Genomic DNA, 24,755 nt, shown 5'->3' with positions numbered 1-24,755 from the left:
CTATTGGGACGTGGCGCAGGCCACTAAAGTAGTGGCATCAGTGCGCTCCGGCGCAGTGCTGCGGACCTCAGTGAAAACAGAATTTCAGTGCAGAAACGGACACTCATTGAATTCGAGCCGTAGCGCCACTCTCTTCATCCTGGAGGAAAATTGAAGACATCACTGCGTGCACAATTCAAGCGCGGTTCAATGGCCGGCCTGGCTACCGTCAGCGCCTCCGCCCTTCTGTTGACCGCCTGCGGCGCAGCCCCCGAAGCCGGAAGCACCTCGACCGCCGGGGCCAGCGACTACACCGGCTGCATCGTCTCCGACTCCGGCGGATTTGATGACCAGTCCTTCAACCAGTCCTCCTACGAGGGCCTGAAGAAGGCTGAAACCGACCTCGGCATCAAGGTCAACCAGGTGGAGTCCAAGACCAACAACGACTTCGAGCCCAACCTGCGCGCCATGGTCACGGCCGGATGCGACCTCACCGTCACCGTTGGCTTCCTGCTCGGCGACGCCACAAAGGCGCAGGCTGAGGCCAACCCGGACAGCCACTTCGCGATTGTCGACTTCGGCTACGAGACTCCGATTGCCAACGTCAAGCCAATCATCTACGACACCGCCCAGGCTGCGTTCCTCGCCGGCTACCTTGCCGCCGGAACCACCAAGACCGGAACGGTGGCCACCTTCGGCGGCATCAAGATCCCCACCGTGACCATCTTCATGGACGGCTATGCCGACGGCGTGAAGTACTACAACGAGCAGAAGGGCAAGGACGTCAAGCTCCTTGGCTGGAACAAGGACGCCCAGGACGGCAGCTTCACCGGCGACTTCGAGAAACAGGATGTGGGCAAGCAGCTCACCCAGAACTTCCTGGACCAGGGTGCCGACATCGTGATGCCGGTGGCCGGGCCCGTTGGCAAGGGTGCCGGTGCTGCCTTGAAGGAAGCCAAGGACGCCGGCAAGGACGTCAAGCTGATCTGGGTGGATTCCGACGGCTACCTCACGGCCCCTGACTACAAGGACATCATGCTGTCCTCTGTCATGAAGCAGATGGGCGACGCCGTGGAGACCGTGGTCAAGGAGGACAAGGAAGGCAACTTCGACAACACCCCGTACGTGGGCACCCTCGCCAACGAAGGTGTGCAGCTGGCCCCGTTCCACGACCTCGAATCCCAGGTTCCCGCCGAGCTGAAGAGCGAGCTGGACCAGATCAAGAAGGACATCGTTGACGGCAAGCTGAAGGTCGAGTCCGCCGCCAGCCCCAAGGCCTGACCCGCATCTGAAGCGCCACTCCCGGTTGGTCAATGACTGGCCGGGCGGTGGCGCTTTTTGCTGTGGCCTTCCGCTTTCGGGCCACCGCCCGCTCATCCCAGGACTGCACCCACTAGGCTGGTGCTGCAGCCACATATCCCGTCCGGTCGATCACTGGACGCTTCGAGATTGGTCAGAGTTTTGAAACTTGAACTCAGAGGGATCACTAAACGCTTCGGAACCCTGCTCGCCAACGACCACATCGACGTGGTGGTTGAACCCGGACAAATACACTGTCTGCTGGGCGAAAACGGGGCCGGAAAATCCACGCTGATGAATGTGCTGTACGGCCTTTATGAGCCGTCCGAAGGCGAAATCCTCATTGATGACAAGGCCGTGTCCTTCCGCGGACCCGGCGATGCGATGGCGGCGGGGATCGGGATGGTGCACCAGCACTTCATGCTGGTCCCCGTCTTCACGGTGGCCGAGAACGTGGCGCTCGGTGCCGAACCCACCAAGGCTGCCGGCTTCCTCAACCTGGAGGAGACGCGCCGCCGGATCAAGGAAATCTCGGATCAGTACGGCTTTGACGTCGATCCGGACGCCCTGGTGGAGGACCTGCCGGTTGGTGTCCAGCAGCGCGTCGAAATCATCAAGGCGCTGGTCCGCAACGCCAAGGTCCTGATCCTCGACGAACCCACTGCCGTCCTGACACCCCAGGAGACCGATGAACTGCTGGACATCATGCGCCAGCTCAGGGCCGCGGGCACGTCCATCGTGTTCATCTCCCACAAGCTGCGGGAGGTGAAGGAAGTTTCGGACACCATCACCGTGATCAGGCGCGGCAAGGTGGTGGGGACCGCGGACCCCGCCGCCCCCACAACCGAGCTTGCCTCAATGATGGTGGGACGCGCCGTCAGCCTGAACCTGGACAAGGCACCCGCCCAGCCGAAGGAGACGACCTTCGAAGTCCGGGATTTGACGGTCATCGCCCCCAACGGCCACCACGTGGTGGACGGGCTCAGCTTCAGCATTGCCCGTGGGGAAATACTGGCCGTGGCAGGCGTGCAGGGGAACGGCCAGACAGAACTCACCGAAGCCATCCTCGGCCTCCAGGACCGGGTCTTCGGCTCCATCAAGCTGGACGGCAAGGAGTTGCTGGGCAGGTCCGTCAAGGAAGTCCTGCACGCCGGCGTCGGATTCGTCCCGGAAGACCGCAAGGTGGACGGACTGGTGGGCACGTTTTCGGTGGCCGAAAACCTGGTCCTGGACCTCTACGACAAGCCTCCCTTCGCCAAGGGCATCAGCATGAGCCCCGCGAAGATCCTGGAGAACGCCAAGGCCCGCATCGGCGAGTTCGACGTGCGGACGCCCTCAGCCGCGGCCGCGGCAGGCACGCTTTCCGGCGGCAACCAGCAGAAAGTGGTGATGGCGCGCGAACTCTCCCGGCCGCTGCGCCTGTTCATCGCTTCGCAGCCCACCCGCGGCGTGGACGTGGGCTCCATCGAGTTCCTCCACCGCAGGATCGTTGCCGAGCGGGACCAGGGCACACCGGTGATGATTATCTCCACCGAGCTTGACGAGGTCATGGAACTGGCGGACCGCATCGCGGTGCTCTACAAGGGCAAGCTGGTGGGCGTGGTCCCGGCCGGCACCAGCCGGGATGTCCTGGGCCTCATGATGGCAGGCATTCCGCCCGAGGAACACGCACACTCCGCGGGGCACCCGCCCACCGCCGCAACGGCCTCCACGTCCGACGCCGAAGGAGGCGACCTTGTCTGAGCAGCATCCCCCCAAACACGCTGCCGAAGCGGGCGGCAGCAAAGCCCACCCGGCCACCCCTGCCGAGGAGGAGACAGCCGCCGTCGTATCCGTTGATACCGCGGGCGGCGCCATGGAACCTTCGGCGGTTCCGGCCACTGCCCAAAGCGGACAGCTTCCCGGCGGTCCGGAGACGCTGCTCCGGAAGATCTTTACCGGCAGCGGCATGGTTTCGGTCCTCGCGGTCCTGCTGGCGCTCATCATCGGCGGGCTCCTGATTGCCAGCACTGACAAACAGGTAGCCACCACGTCCACCTACCTCTTCGCGCGTCCCACCGACTTCCTGACAGCCGTGTGGAACGCTGCCACCCGCTCCTACATTGCCCTGTTCCAGGGCTCGGTCTTCAACCCGCGCGGCAACAGCGTGGCGGCCCAGTTCGCACCGTTCATGGAAACACTCACCATTGCCACGCCGCTCATCACGGCCGGCCTTGGCGTGGCACTTGCGTTCCGTGCCGGACTCTTCAACATCGGCGGGCAGGGGCAGATCATTGTGGCCGGCATCCTTGCCGCCTGGGTGGGCTTCGCGCTGCACCTGCCCCTGGGGCTGCACCTGCTGCTGGTCCTGGTGGCCGGCATCATCGGCGGTGCCTTCTGGGGAGGCCTGGTGGGGCTGCTGAAAGCCCGGACGGGCGCCCATGAGGTCATTCTCACCATCATGTTCAACTACATCGCGCTGTACTTCCTGCGGTACCTGCTGAACACCCCGGCCTTCCAGCGGCCAGGGGAGACGAACCCCATCTCGCCCATCCTGGATCCCACGGCCGTATACCCGCAGATTTTCGGCACCCAGTACCGGCTGCACCTTGGTTTCCTCCTGGCCATCGCCGCCACCGTCCTGGTGTGGTGGCTGCTGAACCGGTCCACCGTGGGCTTCGAGTTCCGTGCCGTGGGCGCCAACCCCAAGGCTGCCCAGACGGCCGGCATCAACGTCTCCCGCTCCACCATCCTGGTGATGGCGATTGCGGGCGGACTGGCGGGAATGTCCGGCGTCGCTCAGGTGGCGGGAACGGAAAAAGTCCTCACCGACGGCGTGGCCGCCACCTATGGGTTCGACGCGATCACGGTGGCCCTCCTGGGGCGTTCGACGCCGTGGGGAACCTTTGCCGCCGGCCTGCTGTTCGGCGCCTTCCGCGCCGGGGCGGTCCAAATGCAGATCCAGACCGGAACCCCCATCGACATCGTCCTGGTGGTGCAGTCCCTGATCGTCCTCTTTATTGCGGCCCCGCCGCTGGTCCGGGCAATCTTCGGCCTGAACCCCCGCCGCAGGAAGCCTGCCCGCACGGCCAAGTCCCGTCAGGCAGCCACAACCGGAGGTGCCGCATGAGCACAAAAGTATCGTCACCCCGCCCGGGACAACCACAGCCGGATCACACTCCGAAAGACACCGGCCCCAGCGCCGTCTCCGCCAAACCGGTGACCTGGAGGACGCCCGTCCTGCTCACGGTCTTCGGCCTGATCGCCCTGGTTTTCTTCGGTTTGATGGCGCCCAACCAGACCGCGAGTTTCGGCATCTCCACCGGCGAGGACTTTTTCCAGCTGCCGGCCCTGGCGGTGAACGCGTTCACTGGCGGCATGGTGTTGTCCGTCCTCCTGCTGGGCCTGGCAGCCTACGCGGTCTACCTCAAGACCAAGGACCGGCCCGCGCCCGGCTGGCTGACCGTCACCTTCATCGTCCTGTTCGTGGCCGCTTTCCTCATCTGGGTGGTGGGCGGTGCGCGTACCCCGAGCATCTCGCTGGCAGGCCTCATCGCCGGGTCCGTCACCCTCGCCGTCCCGCTGGTGTTCGGTTCCCTGTCCGGCGTCCTGTGTGAGCGGGTGGGCGTGGTCAACATCGCCATCGAGGGCCAGCTCCTGGGCGGCGCGTTCACTGCCGCCATCGTGGCGAGCATGACCCAGAACCCCTTCATCGGGCTGCTTGCCGCCGCCGTGGCCGGGGCAGTGGTTTCCATGGTGCTGGCGCTGTTCAGCATCAAGTACCTCGTGAACCAGATCATCGTGGGCGTGGTGCTCAACGTCCTGGTCTCCGGCGTCACGGGCTTCCTGTTCAGCACCGTTATGCAGGCCAACAAGGCGCAGTTCAACTCACCTCCCGGGCTGGACATCATCGAGATCCCCGTCCTGTCCAGCATCCCCATCATCGGGCCCATCCTTTTCCGCCAATCGGTGGTGGGATACCTGATGTACGTTGCGGTCCTGGTGGTCTGGGTAGGCCTCTTCAAGACCCGCTGGGGCCTGCGGGTCCGCGCTGTGGGCGAGCACCCACAGGCGGCCGACACCCTGGGCATCAACGTAAATGCCACCCGCTTCTGGAACGTCACGCTTGGCGGGGCAATTGCCGGCATCGGCGGATCCTTCTTCACCCTCGTCGCGATCGACAGCTTCACCAAGGAAATCTCCGGCGGACGCGGCTTCATCGCGCTGGCCGCGCTGATCTTTGGCCGGTGGAACCCCATCGGCGCGTTCTTCGCCGCGCTCCTGTTCGGCTTCGCAGACAACCTGCAGAGTATCGTCACGATCATCGGCACCCCGGTGCCCAGCCAGTTCATGGCCATGCTGCCCTACCTGGTAACGGTCCTCGCCGTCGCCGGACTGGTAGGCAAATCCCGGGGCCCGGCAGCGAGCGGTATTCCCTATGTCAAGGGTTGACGGCGGCGTGGGATCCGGAAGCGGCGTGGACTGGGCCGCACTGGAGGCTGCCGCCGTCGACGCCATGGCCAAGGCGTACACGCCTTACTCGAAGTTCCCGGTGGGCGCGGCAGCCCTTACCGAGGACGGCAGGATCGTCAGCGGCTGCAACGTGGAAAACGCCAGCTACGGGCTGACGCTCTGCGCTGAATGTGCGCTGGTGGGCAACCTGCACATGACCGGCGGCGGCCTGCTGCGCGCCTTCTATTGTGTGGACGGCGGGGGCAACGTCCTGATGCCGTGCGGGCGCTGCCGCCAGCTGTTGTACGAATTCCGCGCCCCCGGCATGGAGCTCATGACCACCCAAGGCATCAAGACCATGGACCAGGTGCTGCCAGACGCCTTTGGTCCCGAACACCTGGAGGAAACCCGGTGACAGACAACCGCGCAGCGATCAACAAGGCCGAGGCGTTCGACGCCGTCGACATCATCCGGACAAAGCGGGACAAGGGCGCACTGAGCCCGGAACAGATCGATTGGACCATCGACGCCTACACCCGGGGAGTCATCGCGGACGAGCAGATGGCCGCCCTCAACATGGCCATCCTGCTCAACGGCATGAACCGCAGTGAGATCGCGCGGTGGACGGCCGCAATGATCGCTTCAGGCGAGCGGATGGACTTCTCCAGCCTGCGCCGCCCGGACGGCGGGCTGAAGTACACCTCCGACAAGCATTCCACCGGAGGCGTCGGGGACAAGATCACCCTGCCCCTGGCGCCACTGGTGGCAGTCTTCGGCGTGGCCGTCCCGCAGCTCTCCGGCCGCGGACTCGGCCACACCGGCGGCACGCTGGACAAGCTGGAAGCCATCCCGGGCTGGCGGGCCTCGCTTACCAATGAGGAAATGCTCGCCCAGCTGCAGGACGTGGGCGCCGTCATCTGCGCGGCCGGCGCGGGCCTGGCCCCGGCGGACAAGAAGCTTTACGCCCTCCGCGACGTTACCGGCACCGTTGAGGCCATCCCGCTCATCGCCTCGTCCATCATGAGCAAAAAAATTGCCGAGGGGACCGGAGCCCTGGTTTTGGACGTGAAGGTGGGAAGCGGCGCCTTTATGAAGGATGAGGCCACTGCCCGCGAACTTGCCGAAACCATGGTGGCGCTCGGCAAGGATGCAGGGGTCAACACCGTTGCCCTTCTCACCAACATGAGCTCCCCCCTGGGCCTGACCGCGGGCAACGCTATCGAGGTGGAGGAGTCCGTCGAGGTGCTGGCGGGCGGGGGTCCCGACGACGTGGTGGAGTTGACGGTCCGGCTCGCCGAGGAGATGCTCGCCGCTGCAGGGGTCCACGACGCCGATCCCGCAGCTGCCCTGAAAGACGGCCGCGCCATGGACGTCTGGAACCGGATGATCGAGGCCCAGGGCGGCGACCCCCGCGCCGAGCTTCCGGTGGCCCGGGAATCCGAGGTGGTCTACGCGCCGGCCGACGGAGTGCTGGTGGAACTCGATGCCCTTGCGGTGGGCGTGGCAGCCTGGCGCCTGGGCGCCGGGAGGGCCCGCAAGGAGGACGTGGTGCAGGCAGGCGCCGGCGTCCGGATGCACGCCAAGCCGGGCGCCATGGTCCGGGCGGGCGAGCCCCTGATGACACTGCTCACCGACACCCCGGAAAGGTTCGCCCGCGCCAAGGAAGCGCTGGAGAACGCAGTAGTCATTGCGCCCGAGGGATCACGGCCGGCACAGCGCCTGATCATCGACCGCATAGCATAGGGACCCATGCAGGCCATCAATGACTTCATTCTCGCCGCGGCCGGACAGCCCTGGGTGCTGCTCCTCGTCCTGGCATGCTGCATCATTGACGGCTTCTTCCCGCCCATCCCCAGCGAGTCCGTGGTGGTTGGCCTGTCCGCGGTCGCTGCCACCGCAGATGTTCCCAATCCCTGGCTCCTGATGATGGTGGCTGCCCTGGGGGCCTTTTCGGGGGACAACATCGCCTACCTGATCGGGCGCAGGGTGGGCACGCGGCGCTGGGCCTGGATGCGGGGTCCCCGCATGCAAAGTGCCTTCCGGTGGGCGGGCCGGGAGCTGCGCAAGCGCCCCGCCTCGCTCATCCTCGTGGCACGGTTCGTCCCCATCGGGCGGGTTGCGGTAAACCTCACCGCCGGCGTCACACGCTATCCGCACCTGCGCTTCGTGGGGCTGACCGTCCTGTCGGCCAGCCTCTGGGCTGCCTATTCGGTGGGAATCGGCCTGTTCTTTGGCCAATGGTTTGAAGACAACCACCTCCTGGGTGCCGTCATCGCCATCATCTGTGCGGTGGCGCTCGGGATCGTGGTGGACATCATCATCAACAGGGTCCGGCGCAGGTCTCCCATGATGGAACGGATGAAGGAACCGGAAGCGTAGTTGAACCGTTGTCCGGGTAGGACGGGGCGTAGCGAAGTGCGCCGCGGCCGTGGGACACTTAGGAACGATTTCCGCTTCGGCTGCGCCACTTCCGGCCGGTGCCATTTTGCATAGGAGCAAGACCGCGTGGAGTTTATTAATGAGGCCGTGCTCCATGCAGCTGGTCAGTGGTGGATATACCCAATCCTGCTCCTGTTTTTCTTTGTTGACGGCTTCGCCATGGTGGTCCCCAGCGAGACCCTCATCGTGGCCCTCGCCGCATTCTCCCGGCACAGCGGGGAACCCAATCTCTGGATCCTCGGCCTCACCGCACTGATAGGCGCCATCGCCGGGGACAACATGGCCTTTATGCTCGGACGCAAGATCGGGCTGAACCGGTGGAAGTGGATGCGCCGGCCCAGGGTGCAGAAGGCCTTCGGCTGGGCGCGCTACGAGCTGGACAAGCGTGGTGCCGTGCTGGTCTTCACTGCCCGTTACATTCCCTGGGGCCGGGTAGCCGTCAACTATGTCGCCGGAAGCACCGGCTTCTCCCACCGCCGCTTCTTCCTGCTGGACGCCTTTGCCTGCATCACCTGGGTTGGGTATTCCATCGGCATCGGCCTGCTGGCCAGCTCCTTCCCCTGGCTGCACCACAACCCCCTGCTCAGCGCGGGCATTGCGGTGGTGTTCGCGATTCTGCTGGGGATCCTCATCGACCACCTGCTCAGGTTGTGGCACAGGCACCTCGCCCGTAACGACGCCCAGGAAGTGGACGGGTGGCTCGACGGCGGTCCCAACGGGGCACGGGACAACCAGGCCGGCGGCACCGCCGCCCTGGCACCGGCAGCAGGAGAGGGCGAACCGGCGGCCACCTAGCCGCTGGCAATGAACTGCCGCCCACCCTAAGGTGGGGTACGTGACTGAGCCTATTGTTGACGCTGCCCCTGCCATCGATTTTGACCTGAAGAACCTGCCCAAGGTTTCACTTCACGACCACCTGGACGGAGGACTCCGTCCGGCCACCATCATCGAACTGGCCGAGGCAGTCGGCCACACCCTCCCGTCGACTGACCCCGTCGCGCTCGGCCAATGGTTCCGGGAGTCCGCGGACTCCGGATCCCTGGTCCGTTATCTTGAGACCTTTGACCACACTGTTGCCGTCATGCAGACCGCTGAAGGGCTCTTCCGCGTGGCCAAGGAGTTCGTCGAGGACCTCGCTGACGACGGCGTGGTGTACGGCGAAGTGCGGTGGGCGCCCGAACAGCACCTGCAGAAGGGCCTCACCCTGGACGAAGCCGTTCAAGCGGTGCAGGAAGGCCTTGAGGCAGGAGTCGAGGCCGTGGGGGAGACGGGCCGCGAAATCCAGGTGGGCCAGCTGATCACCGCCATGCGCCACGCGGACCGTGGCCAGGAGATCGCCGAACTCGCCGTCCGCCACCGCAACAAGGGCGCAGTGGGCTTCGACATCGCCGGAGCCGAAGACGGCTTCCTGCCCTCCCGCTTCAAGGACGCCTTCACCTACCTCGCCCAGCAGAACTTCCCGGCCACGGTGCACGCCGGGGAGGCGGCCGGACTGGAGAGCATCCAGTCCGCCCTGGTGGATGGCCGGGCGCTGCGGCTGGGCCACGGCGTCAGGATCGCCGAGGACATCACCGTGGAGTTCGACGACGATGACGGGACGGAGGACACCATCGGACTGGTGACCCTCGGGGACCTGTCCAGCTGGGTCCGCGACCGTGGCATCGCCCTCGAGGTCTGCCCGTCGTCCAACCTTCAGACCGGTGCCGTCGCCGGGTTCGGCGAGGGCATCGAGAGCCACCCGCTGGACATGCTCTACCAGCTCGGCTTCAACGTCACCATCAACACCGACAACCGGCTGATGAGCGGTGTCACCCTGACCGACGAGTTCGACCTCCTGGTGGAAACCTTCGACTACGACCTCGATGACCTGCTGGAGCTGACCCTGAACGCCGCCGAAGCATCCTTCCTGCCCCTTGAGGAAAAGGAAGCGTTGGTGGAGTACATCAACGACGCCTACGCAAACCTTGGCTGACAGCCCGGATTCGGGCAGCGCCCCGACCGGGGAGCCACTGGGGGAGCTGCTGGGGCAGATTGCCGCCCTGCGCGAGCACTGCCCGTGGATGGGCGCGCTGACCCATGAGTCCCTGGTGGAGTACCTCCTTGAGGAGGCTTACGAGGTGGCGGAAACCATTGAGGCCGGGACGGGCATAGACGTTGACGACGCCGAACTCCGCGGCGAGCTGGGCGACGTACTGCTTCAGGTGGTCCTGCACGCCCGGCTTGCCGAGGAGCGCGGATCCTTCACCTTCGATGACGTCGCACGCGGCCTGAGCGCCAAGATGATCCGCCGGAACCCGCATGTCTTCCGCCCCGACGGCTCCCTGCAGGACAGCTTTCCGGCCACGGTTGAAGAGATCGTGCAGAAGTGGGACGCGGTGAAGCGGGCAGAGCGGCCGGACCGGCATGACCCGTTCGAGGGCATCCCGTTGGCGCTCCCCGCGCTGGCCCGGACGCAAAAGTCCATCGACCGGGCCGCGCGGGCAGGGCTTCCACAGGCTCAACCATCCGTGGAAGTTCCCGCCTTCGCGTCCGAGGACGAGCTGGGCGAGCTGCTGCTCGCCGTCGTACAGTCCGCCCATGCCGGCGGGTTGGACGCCGAGCGTGCCCTGCGCGGTGCGGTGCGGAACTACCAGCAACGCGTCCCCGGGCAGCAGCAGGAGTTATAACCGCACCATCATGACGTCCGGGGGCTGGATAGGTTTCCGTAACCCGGAGCACTCTCGACTACGCTGGTCCGTGACGAGTACGTCGAGTTTTCAGCTGTATTTTCCGCGTTAATCGCCCATAAGGAGCAAATTCATGGCGCTTATCGATGCCATCCACGCCCGCGAAATCCTGGATTCCCGCGGCAACCCCACAGTAGAAGTTGAAGTACTGCTCTCAGACGGCCAGATCGGCCGCGCAGCAGTTCCCTCCGGTGCTTCCACCGGCGAGCACGAAGCCGTTGAGCTGCGTGACGGTGACAAGGGCCGTTACCTTGGCAAGGGCGTCCAGAAGGCTGTTGACGCCATCATCGACCAGATCGCACCGGCCCTGACCGGCTTCGACGCCACGGACCAGCGCAGCATCGACCAGGCCATGCTGGACCTGGACGGCACGCCGAACAAGGGCAAGCTGGGCGCCAACGCCATCCTGGGCGTCTCCCTCGCCGTCGCCAACGCAGCCGCCGCCTCCGCTGACCTGCCGCTGTACAAGTACCTGGGCGGCCCGAACGCTCACGTACTGCCGGTCCCGCTGATGAACATCCTCAACGGCGGCTCGCACGCCGATTCCGACGTCGACATCCAGGAATTCATGGTTGTCCCGCTGGGTGCCGAGACCTTCTCCGAGGGCCTGCGCTGGGGCGTTGAGGTCTACCACGCCCTCAAGGCCGTCCTGAAGGAAAAGGGCCTCGCCACCGGCCTGGGCGACGAAGGCGGCTTCGCCCCGAACCTGCCCTCCAACCGGGCAGCACTTGACCTGATCCAGGAAGCCATCAAGAACGCCGGCTACACCCCGGGCAAGGACATCGCACTGGCCCTGGACGTCGCCTCCTCCGAGTTCTTCACCGACGGCGCCTACCAGTTCGAAGGCAAGGCATTGACCTCCGCCGAGATGAGCGCCTACTACACCGAACTCGTGGCCGACTACCCGCTGGTTTCCATCGAAGACCCGCTGGACGAGAACGACTGGGACGGCTGGAAGACCCTCACCGACTCCATCGGCGACAAGGTCCAGCTGGTGGGTGATGACCTCTTCGTCACCAACCCGGCCATCCTGCAGCGCGGCATCGACACCAAGACCGCCAACTCCCTGCTGGTCAAGGTGAACCAGATCGGTTCGCTCACCGAAACGCTCGACGCCGTCAGCCTGGCCCAGCGCGCCGGCTACACCACCATCACCTCGCACCGCTCCGGCGAAACCGAGGACACCACCATCGCCGACATCTCGGTGGCCACCAACGCCGGCCAGATCAAGACCGGCGCCCCGGCCCGCTCCGAGCGTGTTGCCAAGTACAACCAGCTGCTGCGCATCGAAGAGGAACTCGATGACGCCGCACGCTACGCCGGCCGCAGCGCCTTCCCGCGTTTCAAGGGCTAGTAGCCGCATAACCGACGAGGCGGTGGCTATGGTTGAAAGACCATAGCCACCGTTGTTGTTTCGGCAGTATTAGTTTCAGCCCAGCTAGTGGCGGCCCCGGCAGGCTGCGCGTTTCAGGAGTGTCATGGCTACCCGCCGTCCCAAAGTTCCAAAGGTCGCCTCTTCCCGTCCGGGAGCGCTGTCGAGCCAGGAAACGGCCGACGCCGACGTCATTCGGGCGCCCTTCGGTTCCGCCAAGGAAAAGCCTGCCACCGGCGCCGCCGGGCCGAAAGCCGCAACCCCTGGACCAGGCAAGGCAGCGGCCGGCCATACATCCGGCTCCAGGGATGCCCCGGGGCCACACGGCGGAACTGCGCCTGCCGGCGGCGGGAAGGGCAGCAGCGCCCGAAGCAAGTCCCCGGCTGCCGGCACTGAAACAGGTGAAGACCAGCAGCCAGTACCAGCGAAGGCGTTTTCCGGACGGATGCTCGCGCTGGCAGTGGTCATGATTGCCATCACCATCATGCTGGCGCCCACCGTCAAGATCTTCTTCGACAAAAGGGCTGAGATCGAAGCCCTCAATGCGGACATCGCCGCCCGTGAGGCCGAAGGCGACAGCCTGCGGCAGCAGGTTTCCCGCTGGAAGGACCCCAACTACGTGAAACAGCAGGCCCGCGACCGCATTAACATGGTTATGCCGGGCGAAACCGGCTACTGGGTCTTCGGCAGCGATTTGCCGGCCGGAGACAACAGCGGCCACACCGGTGCAGCAGCACAAGACCCCGCCGATCTGCCGTGGGTGGATTCCCTGTGGGAGTCGATCACGCGCGCGGCCACAGACTGAACCGCAAAAGGAAGGACGGCCCGCGACAGTGGAACTTAACACGGCAGCCGCCCGGGACGAATCCCGCCAGCCATCAGCACGAGACCTGGAAGTACTGAGCCGCCAGCTGGGCCGGCCGGTCCGGGACGTCGTCGAGATTCCCGCCCGCTGCGTCTGCGGCAACCCCCTGGTGGCCGCCACCGCTCCACGGCTCGGCAACGGGACCCCGTTTCCCACCACCTTCTACCTGACCCATCCGGTCATTACCTCTGCGGTTTCCCGTCTGGAAGCAGCCGGAGTGATGAACGAAATGAATGAGCAACTGGCAGGTGACGAGGACCTGGCCGCTGCCTACCGCTTAGCCCACGAGGCCTACCTGGCTGCGCGTGCGGCCATCGGTGAACGCTCCGGCATCGGAGCTGTCCCCGAGATCGACGGGATATCCGCCGGCGGCATGCCCACCCGTGTCAAGTGCCTGCATGTTCTGGTGGGCCAGTCCCTCGCGGCCGGTCCGGGAGTGAATCCGCTGGGGGACCGCGCCATCAGTGCAATCAGCGAGTGGTGGACCGCGGACAGGTGCTACTGCGACGGCGCCTGGGACACCACAGGGGAAGCCCCGTCCAGGGACCTCAGCCGGCACGGACCGCAGGGCCTGCCGGACATCGTGGGCCGGCCCGCACCCGTCCGGAAGACCTCCGGGACCGCAGGAGCTGGGAAATGACGCGCGTTGCCGCCATCGATTGCGGTACTAACTCCATCCGCCTCCTGATCGCGGATATCGACCGCAACAACCCAACTGCCGGGCTCAAAGACATCGTGCGCGAGATGCGGGTGGTTCGGCTGGGCCAGGGGGTGGACGCCACCGGTGAGTTGGCCCCGGAAGCCCTGGAACGCACGTTTGCGGCCACCGCTGACTACGCCCGCCTTATCCAGGAACACGGCGTCGGGAAGGTGCGCTTTGTTGCCACCTCCGCGAGCCGGGACGCGAAGAACCGCGACGTCTTCGTGGACGGCGTCCGGGACCTGCTGGGCGTGGAACCTGAGGTGATCTCCGGCGACGAGGAAGCCGCGCTGTCCTTTGCCGGAGCCAGCAGCGTACTGCCTGTCCTTGATGGCCAGGAGGTGTTGGTGGTTGACCTCGGTGGCGGAAGCACCGAGTTCGTCCTCGGCACGGCCGCCGGCGTAACCGCAGCCAGGTCAGTGGACATCGGGTGCGTGCGCCTGACCGAACGGCACCTGCGGCAGGACCCGCCCACCGCTGAACAGATAGCCGCCGCGGTAGCCAACGTGGACGCAGCCATCGCCCGCGCCCGCCAGGACGTGCCCCTGGAACAAGCCACCGCCGTCGTCGGCGTTGCCGGTTCCATCACCACCATCACCGCCCATGCCCTCCGCCTGCCGGAATATTCGCCGGATGCCATCCACGGCACCGAGCTGTCCCTGGACACCGTCCGCGCGGCCGCGGCAGACCTCCTGAATATGACGCGTTCGGACCGCGCCGCCCTGCCCTACATGCACCCGGGCCGGGTGGACGTCATCGGCGCAGGGGGACTGGTTTGGGGCCGGATTCTCGAACAGCTGGCCGGGCTAACCGGCGGACGCATTGCAACAGCCACAGCAAGCGAACACGACATCCTCGACGGCATAGCCCTGAGCATTGGCTGACGGCCCATGCGGATCCACACTGCCGGAATGAGGCTGCCGCTCGGACGGGCCGGGGCAGCCCTGCTCGCCCTGGTCCTTGCCGGCGGTTGCCTCGCCGCCGGCCTGTCCACTGCCCCAGCCGCCCAGGCCGACGAATGGCGCGACAAACAGTACTGGCTCGCCGAGTCGGGCATCACCAAGGCCTGGGAGGTCTCCAAGGGCGCCGGGGTTAAGGTGGCGGTGATCGACAGCGGGGTTGACGCCCAGCATCCGGACCTCAAGGGAGCCGTCGCGGGCGGCTATGACGCCTCCGGTTCCGGACAGCCCAACGGCCAGAAAGGCGTGGGCTCCAAGACGGAACACGGCACACTGGTGGCCACCATGCTTGCAGGACGCGGCCACCAGCCCGCCGACGCCACCGCCTCGCCGTCGCCCGGTCCCGCAGCCCTTCCCCCGGATGGAATCGTGGGTGTGGCCCCCGAAGCCCAAATCCTCGCTGTCTCCACCTGGCTGGGCTCGCCGAACCCTTCGGGCAAAAGCGACCAGGACCAGATCCCCGAAGCCGTCCGCTGGGCGGTAGACAACGGGGCGAGGGTCATCAACATCTCCCTGGGCAGCACCACTCCGCAGTGGCCGCAAAGCTGGGACGCGGCCTTCCTCTACGCCGAGCAGAAAGACGTGGTCATTGTGGCCGCCGCCGGCAACCGGGTGGGCGGCAACATTCAAGTGGGCGCACCGGCTACCATCCCTGGCGTCCTGACGGTCGCAGGCCTGGACCGCAAGGGTGCGGCCAGCGTTGACGCATCCTCCCAGGGCATCAGCATCGGCGTCGCGGCGCCGGCGGAAAACCTGCTGGGCGGGGTGCCCGGCGGCAGCTACGCAGAGTGGGCGGGAACGTCGGGCTCGACGCCCATCGTTGCCGGCGTTGCGGCACTGATCCGTTCCAAGTGGCCGGCCATGAGCGCCGAGCAGGTCATCAACCGGATTGTTACCACTGCAAAGGACGCCGGAGCTCCGGGCAGAGACCCGCTCTACGGCTACGGGGTGCTCAGCGCGGAGGCGGCCCTGAAGGACGACGTGCCCGAGGCGGAGGCAAACCCGCTCGGCTCCATCGCCGAATGGATCCGCGTTCACCGGCGTGGCAACTTTGCCACCCCCGCGCCGCTTCCCACCACTGAAGCACCAAGTGCAGTGCCCACCTTGCCGGAGGCAACTGTACCTGCGGCCGAGCCGCCTTCCCGGAGGGACAGCGCACTCGGCGGCGCCGTCGTGATCGGTTTCAGCCTGTTGTTCGTGGCGATCATCGCGGCGGCGGTCATTCAGCTTCGCCGGGCGGCGGGAAGGCCGGCGGGGCCGGCAGAGGAACCGGACACAGATGCGATGGACAGGGTGGACTTCGGCCGGAAAACCTGAACATTGCAACGTCCGGGCAGTTAGTGAAGATTTTCACAAACTGCTGTATCCTTGTGCTATGGCAACCACCCCAGAGCTCCAGGACCGTCCCAGGGTACTCGTCGTCGGCGGCGGGTACGTCGGCCTGTACGTAGCACTCAAACTGCAGAAGAAGATCGCGAATGCCGGTGGCATCGTCACCCTCGTGGATCCACTGCCCTACATGACCTACCAGCCGTTCCTCCCCGAGGTGGCCGGCGGCAACATCGAGGCGCGCCACGCTGTGGTCTCCCACCGCCAGCACCTCAAGCAGACTGAACTGATCCAGGGCCGCGTGACCTCGATCGACCACACCAACCGCACGGCCGTGGTGGCTCCCGCGGACGGCGGCGCGCACTTTGAGGTGCCCTACTTCGACGTCGTCATGGCCGCAGGTGCCATCACCCGTACGTTCCCCATCAAGGGCCTCGCGGACAAGGGCATCGGCCTGAAGACCATCGAGGAAGCTGTTGCCCTCCGCAACAAGGTCCTGGAGCGCATTGAAGTTGCCTCCACCATGACCGATCCCGCTGCCCGCGCCAAGGCCCTCACCTTCGTAGTGGTGGGTGGCGGATTCGCCGGCATCGAGTGCATCACGGAGATGGAAGACCTCGCCCGCGCCGCAGTCCGGGACAACCCGCGCATCAAGCAGGAGGAAGTCCGCTTCGTCCTGGTTGAAGCCATGGGCCGGATCATGCCCGAAGTCACCGCCAAGCAGGCGGAGTGGGTTGTGGAGCACCTCCGCAGCCGCGGCATCGAGGTACTCCTCAACACGTCCCTGGACAACGCCGAGGGCAGCCTTAAGCTCATCAACCTGCCGGACAAGACCCCTGCCCAGGAGTTCGAAACGGACACCCTCGTGTGGACCGCCGGCGTGCAGGCCAACCCCATGGTCCGCTCCACCGACTTCCCGCTGGAGCCCCGCGGCCGCGTCCGCGTCCTCCCGGACCTCCGCGTGGCCGGCGATGAAGGCATCATCGACAATGCCTGGGCAGCCGGCGACATCGCCGCGGTGCCGGACCTCACCGGCAAGGGCCTGCCGGACGGTACCTGCGTCCCCAACGCCCAGCACGCGCTCCGCCAGGCCAAGCGCCTCGCCAAGAACCTGTGGGCCTCCCGCTGGGACAAGCCGCTGAAGGACTACAAGCACAAGAACCTCGGTGCTGTTGCAGGCTTCGGTCAGTGGAAGGGTGTTGCCAACATCAACCTTGTTGGCAGCATCGGACTCAAGGGCGGTCTCGCCTGGCTGGCGCACCGCGGCTACCACGGCCTGGCGATGCCCACGTTCGAGCGCAAGTTCCGCGTGATCCTTAACTGGATTTTGAGCTTCTTCGCAGGCCGCGACACCACGCAGCTGATGGACCTGGACAACCCGCGCGGTGCCTTCGTGGCAGCGGCCACACCGGCCCCCAAGCCAGCTGCCGCGCCCGCTGCGGACGCTCCTGCCCCGGTAACCCGCGGCTCGGGTTCCACCGCCACCACCAAGACGGAAGCGGTCCCGGCCAGCATCAAGTAGGCCGGCCCTGCCCTAGCGCGCACGACGGCGGCTTTCCCTTTGGGGGATGGCCGCCGTTGGCGTTTTCCCGGCAGCGTCAGCCTTGAGCGCCAGCCCGGCGGACGCCTGCAGCGCCGGGGGTGGGGCTTCTAAACTGGGCAGCATGACTGGCGAGAAGAACCTCCAGGCCCTGTTGTCCGGGATGCATCCAATCCAGCGCCCCGGTGAGTACGTCTACGTGCTGTGGCCGCACAACCGGCCGCTCGTGCCCGCGATCGAAGCTGCGGTGCGGGAAGCTGAAGGCCTCGCCGTGGTTCTGCCCCGGGAGCTGGCGGACCGTGAAGGGTTGTCCTACGGGTTCGTGGCCGCCTGGATCACGTTGCAGATCCACTCCTCACTGGAAGCCGTGGGACTCACTGCGGCCGTCAGTAAGGCCCTCACGGATGCCAGGATCAGCTGCAATGTCCTTGCCGGCCTGCACCATGACCACCTGCTCGTGCCGGTTGCCGATGCGCTCCGTGCCCTTGAGGTGCTGTCGGAACTCGCCGGGCAAAGCGCCCAGGTGGGGGAGGGCGGGCAGATGCCGCGTCCCGAACTCCTGCTGCGCGGGGAGACACCGGAGGACCGGGATGCGATCCTGGCACTGACAGCGGAGGCGTTCGCCGTCCCGCCTGCCACCGGCCTGCCGGCGGAAGGGGAGCCGGTGGAGGTCAGTGTGCTCCGGGCGCTTTTTGACGCCGAAGAGTACTTGCCGGCTCTCAGTGTGGTGGCGGTGCTTGACGGCGAGGTGGTGGGGCACGTCATCAGCACCCGCGGATGGGTGGGCCGCCAGCAACTCCTGGGCCTTGGCCCCATTGGAGTCACTCCGCGGCTCCAGAGGCACGGCATTGGTTCGGCCCTGATCACGGAGAGCATCGCCAGGGCAAACGCAGCGGGGGAGATCGGCATCGCCTTGCTCGGAAGCCCTGACTACTACTCCCGCTTCGGCTTTGTCCCGGCCGCATCGCTGGGCGTGCTTCCGCCCGAGGAAGAATGGGGCGACAAATTCCAGCTGCTGCCGCTCGCACTGTGGCCGGGCGGCGTCCGCGGGACGTTCCGGTATGCCGCACCGTTCTCGCGCCTCTGACGGGATACCATTGAGCCGTTGCCCCAGTAGCCCAATTGGCAGAGGCAGCGGACTTAAAATCCGCGTGTTGTGGGTTCGAGTCCCACCTGGGGTACGTGGCGAAACCGGCCGCAGCAGCCGTCAGAAGAAGAAGCCGTCCGCACTGCGAGCGGCTTCTTCCGTTTAATTCCACATATGCAACGACTGTTATAAGGATGTGACCTCTCTCACTTATCTTCCCTGTGCATATGCATTAGCTTGAAAACTAAATCAGGAACACCTGATTTTTCGTGTCAAAGGCCGTTCGCACCTTTAGATCGAGGAGCTTGTAAATGACTTCATTCCCCCAGGCGGGAACCCGTGTTGCCAAGCTGACAGCGCTTGGCATCGGCGTCGCCTTTATGGCAACGGCTTGCGGCGGTTCGTCCACACCCACGGCGTCCGAGACCGCCACCGGGTCAGCGGCAGGAATTGCGTGCCCGGCACCCGGCTCCACCGGCGGAAGCACCGCCCAGGCCACCGGCGCCGGTGGTGCCGTCCCGCCGTCCAAAGGCACAACCGAAACCCCACTCAAACTCGGTTCCCTGCTCCCCACCACAGGTTCGCTGGCCTACCTTGGCCCACCTGAAATTGCCGGTGTCAACCTCGGCGTCAAGGAAGTCAATGATGCCGGCGGCGTCCTCGGCAAGCCTGTGGAAGTGATCCACCGCGACTCGGGCGACACCAAGACTGATATCGCAACCCAGTCCACTTCCGCCTTGCTCGGCCAAGGGGTCAACGCCATCATCGGTGCAGCCTCCTCCGGTGTTTCCAAAACGGTCATCAACCAGATCACGGGCGCCGGCGTGCTCCAGTTCTCACCCGCCAACACTTCACCGGACTTCACCACCTGGGACGACAAGGGCCTGTACTGGCGCACCGCACCCTCGGATGTCCTCCAAGGCAAGGTCCTGGGCAACTACATGGCCACCTGCGGTGCCCAGACCGTGGGCATGATCGTCCTGAACGACGCCTACGGCACAGGGCTGGCGACCAACATCAAGGCAGCTTTCGAGTCGGCCGGCGGCAAGGTGGTGGCGGAGGAGCTCTTCAACGAGGGCGACACCCAGTTCAGCAGCCAGGTGGACAAAGTTATTGCGGCAAAGCCGGATGCCATCGCCCTGATCACCTTTGACCAGGCCAAGAGCATCGTGCCGCTAATGACGGGCAAGGGTGTGAAGGCCAACCAGATGTTCCTGGTGGACGGCAACACCTCGGACTACAGCAAGGACTTCCAGCCCGGCACCATGGAAGGCGCCCATGGCACCTTCCCGGGAACCTTCGCCAACGAAAGCTTCACCAACAAGCTGCTCGAAATCGATCCGGCGCTGAAGGACTTCACCTACGGCGGCGAATCCTATGACGCCGTGAACCTGATCTCACTGGCATCCGAGGCAGCCGGCAGCACCAGTGGTGTTGAAATTTCCAAGCAGCTCAAGGCAGTTTCGGAGTCGGGTGAGAAATGCACCAGCTTCGCCTCCTGCGTTACCCTGCTTCGCGAAGGCAAGGATATCGATTACGACGGCCAGTCCGGCCCCGTAACGTTCTCGGACGCCGGTGACCCCACCGAGGCCTACATCGGCATCTACGAGTACACCAATGAGAACAAGCTCAAGCCCCTCCAGTCGGAGTTCGGCAAGCTGTAATGCCCCACTCGTAAACAACAAAGAGCCCCTGTCCTGCCGGACAGGGGCTCTTTGTTGGCTTGCCGTTACTCCACGGTATCGGCCAGCGTGCCCAGGTAGAGCTGGATGACCTTCGGGTCCTTCATCAGTTCACGGCCGGTGCCGGTGTAGGCATCCCGGCCCTGGTCCAGGACGTAGCCGCGGTCGCAGATCTGAAGGCAACGGCGGGCGTTCTGTTCCACCATGATTACCGAGACGCCGGCCCGGTTAATCTCGTGGACGCGCAGGAAGGTTTCATCCTGCTTGACGGGCGAAAGTCCCGCGGACGGCTCGTCAAGCAACAGCACCGCCGGATCCATCATCAGTGCCCGTCCCATCGCCACCATCTGCCGCTCGCCGCCTGAGAGGGATCCGGCGCGCTGGGCGCGGCGCTTCCCGAGCTCAGGAAAAAGGCTGGTGACGAAGTCGAACCGCTGGGCGAAGTCCTTGGGTCGCTGGAACATGCCCATCTGCAGGTTTTCCTCGATGGTGAGGGTGGCGAACACGTTGTTGGTTTGCGGGACGAAACCTACACCACGGCTCACCAGCTTGTTCGCCTTCAGCCCGGTGATGTCCTGGCCCCGGACAACCACGGTGCCCGAGTGGACCTTGACCAGGCCAAACATTGCTTTCAGCAGCGTGGACTTGCCGGCTCCGTTGGGGCCGATGATGCCGATCAGTTCGCCTTTGCGGGCCTCGATGCTGCAGCCGTTCAGGATGTTGACCCCGGGGAGGTAACCGGCCACCAGGTCGGTGACCTTGACCACCGAGTCGCCTTCCGTCACGGGCTGGGCGGCCGGTGCCGCGCTGGTGCTGCTCATTGGGTGTCCTTCTCTGTGGTGCCGGTCTCGGTGCTTCCGTGGCGGCCGTGGGGTTCGTCGCGCTGGGGCTGGCCTTCCCCGCTACGGGCAGGGTTGCTGCCCTCGGCGGCCAGAACGTCGACGGAGATGATGCCCGCGTTCTCTGTTCCGACAATGGATTCTTCGTCGGCCACCAGTTCGGCCGCGAGTTCCTTGAAGCCTTCGGAGTCACCCAGGTCCACGTCATGGTGCGCACCGAGGTAAGCGTCGATGACCGCGGGGTTCTTCATCACTTCCCCTGGCGGTCCTTCCGCAACCACCTTGCCCTCTGCCATGACCACTACCCAGTCGGCAATGTGCCGGACCATGTGCATGTCGTGTTCAACGAACAATACCGTCATGCCCTCGGCTTTGAGGTTCTTGATGTGATCGAGCAGGGACTGCGTCAACGCCGGGTTGACGCCTGCCATGGGTTCATCAAGCATCACCAGTTTGGGCCGCACCATTAGGGACCGGGCCATCTCCAGGAGCTTGCGCTGGCCTCCGGAAAGGGAAGCGGCGTAGTCGTCCTTCTTGGCGTCGAGCTTGAATTTCTCCAGCAGGACATTCGCCTCTTGGGTGATCTGTTTCTCCCGGCCGCCCCAGATGCCTTTGAAGAGTGCCTTGGCGAGGCTCTCACCGGGCTGGTTCGCCGCTCCCAACCGCATGTTCTCCATGACCGTGAGCTTGCCCATGACCTTGGTGAGCTGGAACGTGCGCACCATCCCCATCCGGGCAACCTTGTAGGGGGACACCCCGGCCAGGCTTTGGCCTTCGAACTGCCATTTGCCGCTGTTCGGCGTATCGAAACCGGTCAGCAGGTTGAACAAAGTGGTCTTGCCGGCTCCGTTGGGACCGATCAGGGCCGTGATCTTATGGCGGGGAATCTCCAGGTAGTCGACGTCCACTGCATTGATGCCGCCAAAGCTCCGGGTCACGTTCTCGGCGACGACGATAGGGTCCCGCTTCTTGCAGCCGGGGCCGGTTTCACCGGCGGCTATGGGACGGGTATCGGTCATGTAGTCATATTCGCCGGCACCGGTGGTGGTGGTTTTTTCGCTGTGCTTGCTCATGCGAACGCCAGCTCCTTTTTGTTTCCGAAGACGCCCTGCGGCCTGAAGATCATCAACAGCATGAGGGCTATGCCAACCAGGATGTACCGCAGCTGGCCCGCCTGAACAGTGTTCAGCCACGTGACGGCTCCAGACTCGATCAGGCCGTACAGGATGCCCTGGGTCAGGGAAAGGACCACCCAGAAAATCATGGCGCCAATCACGGGCCCGAGGACGGTGGCCATGCCGCCGAGCAGGAGGCAGGTGTAGAGGAAGAACGTCAGTTCCGTTCCGTAGTTTGCCGGCTGCACCGATCCGCGGGGGAGGGTGAAGACCATGCCGGCGAGGGCGCCCAGCACACCACCGATAATGAGGGCCTGCATCTTGTAGGCGTAAACGTTCTTGCCCAGTGAGCGTACGGCGTTTTCGTCTTCGCGGATGCCTTTGAGTACCCGGCCCCAGGGGCTGCGCATGAGCAGCCATACGAGCGTGCAGCACAGGATGACCAGCGCCCATGCCACCACGCGGATGAAGAAGTCGCGGCTGTTCATCCCGAAATAGGAGCCTTCAGGGAAGGGGTTCATGGAGTAGAACCCTCCTTCGAAGGCTGCCAGGCCGTTGGCGGACCCGGTGACCGAAGTGAGCTGGTTGGTGGTCACGATGTACCGGACAATTTCTGCCGCTGCAATGGTGACGATGGCGAGGTAGTCGGCCCGCAGCCGCAGCGTGGGGATGCCCAGCAGCAGCGCGAAGATGGCGGAGGCGACGACGGCGATCAGCAGGCCCACAAAAAACGGGACGCCAAAGGTAAGGGTTGAGATCGCGAAGCCGTAGGCCCCGACGGCCATGAAACCCGCTTGGCCGAAGTTAAGCAGCCCGGAGTAGCCGAAGTGGACGGCGAGGCCGAGCGCGGCCAGGGCGTAGGCCGCCGTCGTCGGGCTGAAAATCTCCGCGGCGGCGCTGGCAAGAATAAATCCAAAGTCCATGGCTGTCTCCTAACCCACGCGCTCGCGTCGGCCCAGGATTCCCTGCGGCCGGAACAAGAGGACAACGATCATAATGAACAGGGCTCCCACGTACTTGAGGTCGGCAGCGAGGCCAAACACGGTGGTCAGCTCCACGAAGATGCCCACAATGATCGAACCGATCAGGGCACCAAAGACGGTCCCAAGGCCGCCGAGGGTGACGCCGGCGAAGATCAGCAGCAGGATCGCCGAGCCCATGTCGAAAGTGACGCCCGGGCGGTAGTAGGCCCAGAGGATGCCGCCAAGAGCGGCAAGCATGCCGCCGGTGATCCAGACGAGCCGGATCACGCCGTCGACGTCGATGCCTGAAGCAGCTGCGAGGGCGGGGTTGTCCGCTACTGCACGGGTGGCTTTGCCCAGCCGCGTTTTCAGCAGGACGATGCCGATCAAGGCGATCACCACGGCGCTGATCCCGAGAGACCACAGGTTATTGGGCGAGATGGACACCGGGCCGAGCTGGATTTCCGGGCTTTGGGCGTACGGCAGCTGCTGGGTGGCGCCGCCGAAGAAGAACTGGATGACGTACCGGACAGCAAGGGCGAGACCGATGCTGACGATCATCATCGGCACCAGGCTCGTGCCACGGCGGCGCAGCGGCCGCCACAGGCCGCGGTCCTGGACATAGCCGAACAACGCGCCGCCCAGCAGTGAGAGGATGACGGCCAGCCAGAAGGGAAGTCCTATTGCGTTGAAGGCAAACACCAGCACGGCGCCGAGGGTGACCATCTCACCGTGGGCGAAGTTTGTCAGGCCCGTCGTGCCGAAGATGAGTGACAGTCCTACGGATGCCAGTGCCAGGAGCAGGCCAAAGCTCAGGCCGGCGACGAGGCGGTTGAGGAGGTTCTGCCCGAAGTCCTGCTCCTGGACCACAATGCCTTTGCCGAACGCAAAGATCACCGAGAGGTTGGAAGTCTGGCTGAAGGTGACCTCGCGGGGATTTTCCTGGCCCTCGGCAAGAGTGATGCCCTCCGGCAGGGTGGATTCGTCCAGTTCCACGGTGTAGGTGCCCTGCTCCGGCACGCCGATGCTCCAGGACCCGTTCGCGGACGACTTGGCGGTGCCGGTGAAGTCACCGCTCTTGGCGGTGATGGTTACGTCAGCCAGGGGAGCGCGGGTATCATCCCGGAGGAAGCCGCTGATGTTGTTTTGGAAGGTTTGATTCGACGGGGATGGTGTCGGCGAGGGGGAAGTGGCCTGGGATGCCGGGGCCGCCACGAGGAGGATTGCCAGGATGGATGCGCTGATGGCTCCCATCAGTCTTCGCAACCTGCGGCGTCCTCGGCCGGGCAGGCCTTGGGATGTACTTCTCAAATTAAAAACCTCCACTTGGGGGGCGGTCTCGGCTGCGCCATTGCAGCCGCTGCGAACGGATGCAGGGCTGGGATGATGCCATAAGGCCTTGCACCCGTCACGTATGTGAGGTCCGTCACC

At 65.1% G+C, this 24,755-nt stretch carries 22 protein-coding genes and 1 tRNA gene; 19 read left to right on the top strand and 4 right to left on the bottom strand.

The annotated features are described in order from the left end of the window. Nucleotides 1-150 precede the first annotated feature (150 nt). From AC5RTE_RS09180 to AC5RTE_RS09090, 19 genes are all read left to right on the top strand, one after another. Nucleotides 151-1,260 (top strand): BMP family lipoprotein, encoded by a 1,110-nt coding sequence (locus AC5RTE_RS09180; protein WP_494041076.1) that lies wholly within the window; start codon nt 151-153, stop codon nt 1,258-1,260. A gap of 180 nt (nt 1,261-1,440) precedes the next feature. Continuing rightward, the gene (locus tag AC5RTE_RS09175) at nt 1,441-3,021 is read left to right on the top strand and encodes an ABC transporter ATP-binding protein (protein WP_494041075.1); all 1,581 of its coding nucleotides are present in this window, start codon (nt 1,441-1,443) and stop codon (nt 3,019-3,021) included. Continuing rightward, nucleotides 3,014-4,387: an ABC transporter permease gene (locus AC5RTE_RS09170; protein WP_494041074.1), complete on the top strand. Its 1,374-nt coding sequence runs from the start codon at nt 3,014-3,016 to the stop codon at nt 4,385-4,387. Before AC5RTE_RS09175 ends, AC5RTE_RS09170 begins: the two co-directional genes overlap by 8 nt. After that, complete coding sequence (locus AC5RTE_RS09165) at nt 4,384-5,709, top strand: ABC transporter permease (RefSeq protein WP_494041073.1); 1,326 nt, start codon at nt 4,384-4,386, stop codon at nt 5,707-5,709. Before AC5RTE_RS09170 ends, AC5RTE_RS09165 begins: the two co-directional genes overlap by 4 nt. After that, entirely contained in the window at nt 5,696-6,124 is a 429-nt protein-coding gene (locus AC5RTE_RS09160; RefSeq protein ID WP_494041072.1) for a cytidine deaminase, read from the top strand. The genes AC5RTE_RS09165 and AC5RTE_RS09160 overlap by 14 nt, the downstream gene beginning before the upstream one ends. Before the next feature lie 17 nt (nt 6,125-6,141). Next, nucleotides 6,142-7,452: a thymidine phosphorylase gene (locus AC5RTE_RS09155; protein ID WP_494041342.1), complete on the top strand. Its 1,311-nt coding sequence runs from the start codon at nt 6,142-6,144 to the stop codon at nt 7,450-7,452. Nucleotides 7,453-7,458: 6 nt separating this feature from the next. After that, nucleotides 7,459-8,088 carry a DedA family protein gene (locus AC5RTE_RS09150; protein ID WP_494041071.1) on the top strand — a complete coding sequence of 210 codons (630 nt, stop codon included), beginning with the start codon at nt 7,459-7,461 and terminating at the stop codon, nt 8,086-8,088. A gap of 126 nt (nt 8,089-8,214) precedes the next feature. Continuing rightward, complete coding sequence (locus AC5RTE_RS09145; RefSeq protein ID WP_494041070.1) at nt 8,215-8,943, top strand: DedA family protein; 729 nt, start codon at nt 8,215-8,217, stop codon at nt 8,941-8,943. Between the two features lie 40 nt (nt 8,944-8,983). Further along, entirely contained in the window at nt 8,984-10,120 is a 1,137-nt protein-coding gene (locus AC5RTE_RS09140) for an adenosine deaminase (RefSeq protein WP_494041069.1), read from the top strand. Between the two features lie 88 nt (nt 10,121-10,208). Next, a complete protein-coding gene (locus tag AC5RTE_RS09135; protein WP_494041341.1) occupies nt 10,209-10,814 on the top strand; it encodes a MazG nucleotide pyrophosphohydrolase domain-containing protein in 606 nt (201 codons plus the stop codon). A gap of 133 nt (nt 10,815-10,947) precedes the next feature. After that, on the top strand, nt 10,948-12,228 hold the full coding sequence (eno, locus tag AC5RTE_RS09130; RefSeq protein WP_307095956.1) for a phosphopyruvate hydratase: 1,281 nt from the start codon (nt 10,948-10,950) through the stop codon (nt 12,226-12,228). A 124-nt stretch (nt 12,229-12,352) separates the two neighbouring features. Next, nucleotides 12,353-13,051, top strand: coding sequence for an FtsB family cell division protein (locus tag AC5RTE_RS09125; RefSeq protein WP_494041068.1), 699 nt, complete (start codon nt 12,353-12,355; stop codon nt 13,049-13,051). A gap of 28 nt (nt 13,052-13,079) precedes the next feature. Then, a complete protein-coding gene (locus AC5RTE_RS09120; RefSeq protein ID WP_494041067.1) occupies nt 13,080-13,751 on the top strand; it encodes a DUF501 domain-containing protein in 672 nt (223 codons plus the stop codon). Then, entirely contained in the window at nt 13,748-14,695 is a 948-nt protein-coding gene (locus tag AC5RTE_RS09115) for a Ppx/GppA phosphatase family protein (RefSeq protein ID WP_494041066.1), read from the top strand. Before AC5RTE_RS09120 ends, AC5RTE_RS09115 begins: the two co-directional genes overlap by 4 nt. A gap of 27 nt (nt 14,696-14,722) precedes the next feature. Beyond that, a complete protein-coding gene (locus AC5RTE_RS09110) occupies nt 14,723-16,087 on the top strand; it encodes a S8 family serine peptidase (RefSeq protein WP_494041065.1) in 1,365 nt (454 codons plus the stop codon). A 58-nt stretch (nt 16,088-16,145) separates the two neighbouring features. Beyond that, nucleotides 16,146-17,621 (top strand): NAD(P)/FAD-dependent oxidoreductase, encoded by a 1,476-nt coding sequence (locus tag AC5RTE_RS09105; RefSeq protein ID WP_494041064.1) that lies wholly within the window; start codon nt 16,146-16,148, stop codon nt 17,619-17,621. Between the two features lie 142 nt (nt 17,622-17,763). Beyond that, nucleotides 17,764-18,726, top strand: a complete 963-nt coding sequence (locus AC5RTE_RS09100) for an N-acetyltransferase (protein ID WP_494041063.1) — start codon at nt 17,764-17,766, stop codon at nt 18,724-18,726. Nucleotides 18,727-18,746: 20 nt separating this feature from the next. Beyond that, a tRNA-Leu gene (locus tag AC5RTE_RS09095) sits at nt 18,747-18,820 on the top strand. A gap of 217 nt (nt 18,821-19,037) precedes the next feature. Then, entirely contained in the window at nt 19,038-20,390 is a 1,353-nt protein-coding gene (locus AC5RTE_RS09090) for an ABC transporter substrate-binding protein (RefSeq protein ID WP_494041062.1), read from the top strand. A gap of 65 nt (nt 20,391-20,455) precedes the next feature. Here AC5RTE_RS09090 and AC5RTE_RS09085 read toward each other — a convergent pair whose 3' ends face one another. The 4 genes from AC5RTE_RS09085 to AC5RTE_RS09070 are packed head-to-tail and all read right to left on the bottom strand — an operon-like array spanning nt 20,456 to nt 24,578. Beyond that, complete coding sequence (locus AC5RTE_RS09085; protein ID WP_494041061.1) at nt 20,456-21,229, bottom strand: ABC transporter ATP-binding protein; 774 nt, start codon at nt 21,227-21,229, stop codon at nt 20,456-20,458. Then, nucleotides 21,226-22,320 (bottom strand): ABC transporter ATP-binding protein, encoded by a 1,095-nt coding sequence (locus tag AC5RTE_RS09080; RefSeq protein WP_494041060.1) that lies wholly within the window; start codon nt 22,318-22,320, stop codon nt 21,226-21,228. The genes AC5RTE_RS09085 and AC5RTE_RS09080 overlap by 4 nt, the downstream gene beginning before the upstream one ends. Beyond that, a complete protein-coding gene (locus AC5RTE_RS09075; protein ID WP_494041059.1) occupies nt 22,317-23,285 on the bottom strand; it encodes a branched-chain amino acid ABC transporter permease in 969 nt (322 codons plus the stop codon). The genes AC5RTE_RS09080 and AC5RTE_RS09075 overlap by 4 nt, the downstream gene beginning before the upstream one ends. A 9-nt stretch (nt 23,286-23,294) precedes the next feature. After that, the gene (locus AC5RTE_RS09070) at nt 23,295-24,578 is read right to left on the bottom strand and encodes a branched-chain amino acid ABC transporter permease (protein WP_494041058.1); all 1,284 of its coding nucleotides are present in this window, start codon (nt 24,576-24,578) and stop codon (nt 23,295-23,297) included. Nucleotides 24,579-24,755: the final 177 nt, after the last annotated feature.

The organism is Arthrobacter sp. K41 (genome assembly GCF_059089645.1).
The sequence above is the reverse complement of the archived record's forward strand: the minus strand, read 5'-3'. Positions and strand labels throughout refer to the sequence as shown.

What these genes read in the sequence shown, in the direction of transcription:
- AC5RTE_RS09165 (WP_494041073.1), top strand. Translation starts at nt 4,384, where the DNA reads ATGAGCACAAAAGTATCGTCACCCCGCCCGGGACAACCACAGCCGGAT.
- AC5RTE_RS09160 (WP_494041072.1), top strand. Translation starts at nt 5,696, where the DNA reads ATGTCAAGGGTTGACGGCGGCGTGGGATCCGGAAGCGGCGTGGACTGG.
- AC5RTE_RS09150 (WP_494041071.1), top strand. Translation starts at nt 7,459, where the DNA reads ATGCAGGCCATCAATGACTTCATTCTCGCCGCGGCCGGACAGCCCTGG.
- AC5RTE_RS09135 (WP_494041341.1), top strand. Translation starts at nt 10,209, where the DNA reads ATGGGCGCGCTGACCCATGAGTCCCTGGTGGAGTACCTCCTTGAGGAG.
- eno (WP_307095956.1), top strand. Translation starts at nt 10,948, where the DNA reads ATGGCGCTTATCGATGCCATCCACGCCCGCGAAATCCTGGATTCCCGC.
- AC5RTE_RS09125 (WP_494041068.1), top strand. Translation starts at nt 12,353, where the DNA reads ATGGCTACCCGCCGTCCCAAAGTTCCAAAGGTCGCCTCTTCCCGTCCG.
- AC5RTE_RS09115 (WP_494041066.1), top strand. Translation starts at nt 13,748, where the DNA reads ATGACGCGCGTTGCCGCCATCGATTGCGGTACTAACTCCATCCGCCTC.
- AC5RTE_RS09110 (WP_494041065.1), top strand. Translation starts at nt 14,723, where the DNA reads ATGAGGCTGCCGCTCGGACGGGCCGGGGCAGCCCTGCTCGCCCTGGTC.
- AC5RTE_RS09105 (WP_494041064.1), top strand. Translation starts at nt 16,146, where the DNA reads ATGGCAACCACCCCAGAGCTCCAGGACCGTCCCAGGGTACTCGTCGTC.
- AC5RTE_RS09100 (WP_494041063.1), top strand. Translation starts at nt 17,764, where the DNA reads ATGACTGGCGAGAAGAACCTCCAGGCCCTGTTGTCCGGGATGCATCCA.
- AC5RTE_RS09090 (WP_494041062.1), top strand. Translation starts at nt 19,038, where the DNA reads ATGACTTCATTCCCCCAGGCGGGAACCCGTGTTGCCAAGCTGACAGCG.
- AC5RTE_RS09085 (WP_494041061.1), bottom strand. Translation starts at nt 21,229, where the DNA reads ATGAGCAGCACCAGCGCGGCACCGGCCGCCCAGCCCGTGACGGAAGGC.
- AC5RTE_RS09080 (WP_494041060.1), bottom strand. Translation starts at nt 22,320, where the DNA reads ATGAGCAAGCACAGCGAAAAAACCACCACCACCGGTGCCGGCGAATAT.
- AC5RTE_RS09075 (WP_494041059.1), bottom strand. Translation starts at nt 23,285, where the DNA reads ATGGACTTTGGATTTATTCTTGCCAGCGCCGCCGCGGAGATTTTCAGC.
- AC5RTE_RS09070 (WP_494041058.1), bottom strand. Translation starts at nt 24,578, where the DNA reads ATGGGAGCCATCAGCGCATCCATCCTGGCAATCCTCCTCGTGGCGGCC.